General features: G+C 52.9%; 1 tRNA gene and 2 rRNA genes. All 3 read right to left on the reverse strand.

Features of this window, described 5'->3' with window-relative positions:
• Window positions 1-3: 3 nt before the first annotated feature.
• The 3 genes from CAK78_RS07915 to CAK78_RS07925 all read right to left on the reverse strand — a co-directional run bounded on the left by CAK78_RS07915 (window position 4) and on the right by CAK78_RS07925 (window position 3263).
• A tRNA-Asp gene (locus CAK78_RS07915) sits at window positions 4-80 on the reverse strand.
• A gap of 95 nt (window positions 81-175) precedes the next feature.
• A 5S ribosomal RNA gene (rrf, locus tag CAK78_RS07920) occupies window positions 176-290 on the reverse strand.
• Window positions 291-374: 84 nt separating this feature from the next.
• A 23S ribosomal RNA gene (locus CAK78_RS07925) occupies window positions 375-3263 on the reverse strand.
• Window positions 3264-3417: the final 154 nt, after the last annotated feature.

The following is a 3417-nucleotide window of genomic DNA, read 5'->3' on the forward strand; positions in this document are numbered from 1 at the left end:
TAGTGGCGGAGCGGACGGGACTCGAACCCGCGACCCCCGGCGTGACAGGCCGGTATTCTAACCGACTGAACTACCGCTCCGCATTCGGTTAGCTTTCGCTAAATCTTTTGCCGCTTCTTTATGAGGTGTCATCCTCGCAGCCGGTCATGTCTTTCACATCACCGTTTAATTGGGTGCCTGGCAGTGTCCTACTCTCGCATGGCGAATGCCACACTACCATCGGCGCTACAGCGTTTCACTTCTGAGTTCGGCATGGGGTCAGGTGGTTCCACTGCGCTATTGCCGCCAGGCAAAAATCTTCAATCTGAAAAAGCTGATTTTGTTCTTCGTTCTCGGTATCTGCTACAAGCCTTCGAACACTTCTTGGGTGTTGTATGGTTAAGCCTCACGGGTAATTAGTATGGGTTAGCTCAACACGTCGCCGCGCTTACACACCCCACCTATCAACGTTGTGGTCTCCAACGGCCCTTTAGGACCCTCAAGGGGTCAGGGATGACTCATCTCAGGGCTCGCTTCCCGCTTAGATGCTTTCAGCGGTTATCGATTCCGAACTTAGCTACCGGGCAGTGCCACTGGCGTGACAACCCGAACACCAGAGGTTCGTTCACTCCGGTCCTCTCGTACTAGGAGCAACTCCCTTCAATCATCCAACGCCCACGGCAGATAGGGACCGAACTGTCTCACGACGTTCTGAACCCAGCTCGCGTACCACTTTAAATGGCGAACAGCCATACCCTTGGGACCGACTTCAGCCCCAGGATGTGATGAGCCGACATCGAGGTGCCAAACACCGCCGTCGATATGAACTCTTGGGCGGTATCAGCCTGTTATCCCCGGAGTACCTTTTATCCGTTGAGCGATGGCCCTTCCATTCAGAACCACCGGATCACTATGACCTACTTTCGTACCTGCTCGACCTGTCCGTCTCGCAGTTAAGCTGGCTTATGCCATTGCACTAACCTCCTGATGTCCGACCAGGATTAGCCAACCTTCGTGCTCCTCCGTTACTCTTTGGGAGGAGACCGCCCCAGTCAAACTACCCACCAGGCACTGTCCGCGAGCCCGATTCAGGGCCCTGCGTTAGAACATCAAACATACAAGGGTGGTATTTCAAGGACGGCTCCAGCGCAACTGGCGTCACGCCTTCAAAGCCTCCCACCTATCCTACACATGTAGGTTCAATGTTCAGTGCCAAGCTGTAGTAAAGGTTCACGGGGTCTTTCCGTCTAGCCGCGGGTACACCGCATCTTCACGGCGAATTCGATTTCACTGAGTCTCGGGTGGAGACAGCATGGCCATGGTTACACCATTCGTGCAGGTCGGAACTTACCCGACAAGGAATTTCGCTACCTTAGGACCGTTATAGTTACGGCCGCCGTTTACCGGGGCTTCGATCAAGAGCTTCGCTTGCGCTAACCCCATCAATTAACCTTCCGGCACCGGGCAGGTGTCACACCCTATACGTCCACTTTCGTGTTTGCAGAGTGCTGTGTTTTTGATAAACAGTCCCAGCCATCTGGTCACTGCGACTCCCGTCAGCTCCATCCGCAAGGGACTTCACCAACAAGAGCGTACCTTCTCCCGAAGTTACGGTACTATTTTGCCTAGTTCCTTCACCCGAGTTCTCTCAAGCGCCTTGGTATTCTCTACCCGACCACCTGTGTCGGTTTGGGGTACGATGACTTGTAATCTGAAGCTTAGAGGCTTTTCCTGGAAGCAGGGCATCAATGGCTTCCGCACCGTAGTGCGTTCGTCTCGTGTCTCAGTGTTGTGTCTCCGGATTTGCCTAGAAACACCACCTACGCACTTTCACCAGGACAACCGTCGCCTGGCCCACCTAGCCTTCTCCGTCCCCCCATCGCAATTACAAGTCGTGCAGGAATATTAACCTGCTTCCCATCGACTACGCCTTTCGGCCTCGCCTTAGGGGTCGACTCACCCTGCCCCGATTAACGTTGGACAGGAACCCTTGGTCTTCCGGCGAGGAGGCTTTTCACCCCCTTTATCGTTACTTACGTCAGCATTCGCACTTCTGATATCTCCAGCATGCCTCTCGACACACCTTCGCAGACTTACAGAACGCTCCCCTACCACTCACGCTTAGCGTGAATCCGCGGCTTCGGTGCCTGGTTTGAGCCCCGTTACATCTTCCGCGCAGGCCGACTCGACTAGTGAGCTATTACGCTTTCTTTAAATGATGGCTGCTTCTAAGCCAACATCCTAGCTGTCTGAGCCTTCCCACATCGTTTCCCACTTAACCAGAACTTTGGGACCTTAGCCGGCGGTCTGGGTTGTTTCCCTCTTCACGACGGACGTTAGCACCCGCCGTGTGTCTCCCGGATATTACTTACTGGTATTCGGAGTTTGCATGGGGTTGGTAAGTCGGGATGACCCCCTAGCCCAAACAGTGCTCTACCCCCAGTAGTATTCGTCCGAGGCGCTACCTAAATAGCTTTCGGGGAGAACCAGCTATCTCCGAGTTTGATTGGCCTTTCACCCCCAGCCACAGGTCATCCCCTAACTTTGCAACGTTAGTGGGTTCGGTCCTCCAGTTGATGTTACTCAACCTTCAACCTGCCCATGGCTAGATCACCCGGTTTCGGGTCTACACCTTGCAACTAGACGCCCAGTTAAGACTCGGTTTCCCTACGGCTCCCCTATACGGTTAACCTCGCTACAAAATGTAAGTCGCTGACCCATTATACAAAAGGTACGCAGTCACCCCGAAGGGCTCCCACTGCTTGTACGTACACGGTTTCAGGTTCTATTTCACTCCCCTCACAGGGGTTCTTTTCGCCTTTCCCTCACGGTACTGGTTCACTATCGGTCAGTCAGGAGTATTTAGCCTTGGAGGATGGTCCCCCCATATTCAGACAGGATGTCACGTGTCCCGCCCTACTCGATTTCACATCAAGGTTGTTTTCGTGTACGGGGCTATCACCCTGTATCGCCGGCCTTTCCAGGACCGTTCCACTAACTTCCAAGATGCTTAAGGGCTAATCCCCGTTCGCTCGCCGCTACTGAGGGAATCTCGGTTGATTTCTTTTCCTCGGGGTACTTAGATGTTTCAGTTCTCCCGGTTCGCCTCGCTACGCTATGTATTCACGTAGCGATACCCAGCTTATGCTAGGTGGGTTTCCCCATTCGGAAATCCGTGAGTCGTAATGTCTCTTACCGACTGCTCACGGCTTATCGCAGGTTAGTACGTCCTTCATCGCCTCTGACTGCCAAGGCATCCACCATGTACGCTTAGTCACTTAACCATACAACCCCAAGAAGTGTCGTCGAAACGGCATTCAAGTTGCTGTACAACAAGGACCAAATAAAATTTGGTTTTCGCCAAGAAGTTTCCAAAGCACTTGTAACAAATGTTTGAGAACTACTTTTTAAATCAGCTTTCCAGATTGTTAAAGAGCA

It is taken from the genome of Aeromonas sp. A35_P (assembly GCF_002259925.1).
GTDB lineage: Bacteria > Pseudomonadota > Gammaproteobacteria > Enterobacterales > Aeromonadaceae > Aeromonas > Aeromonas dhakensis.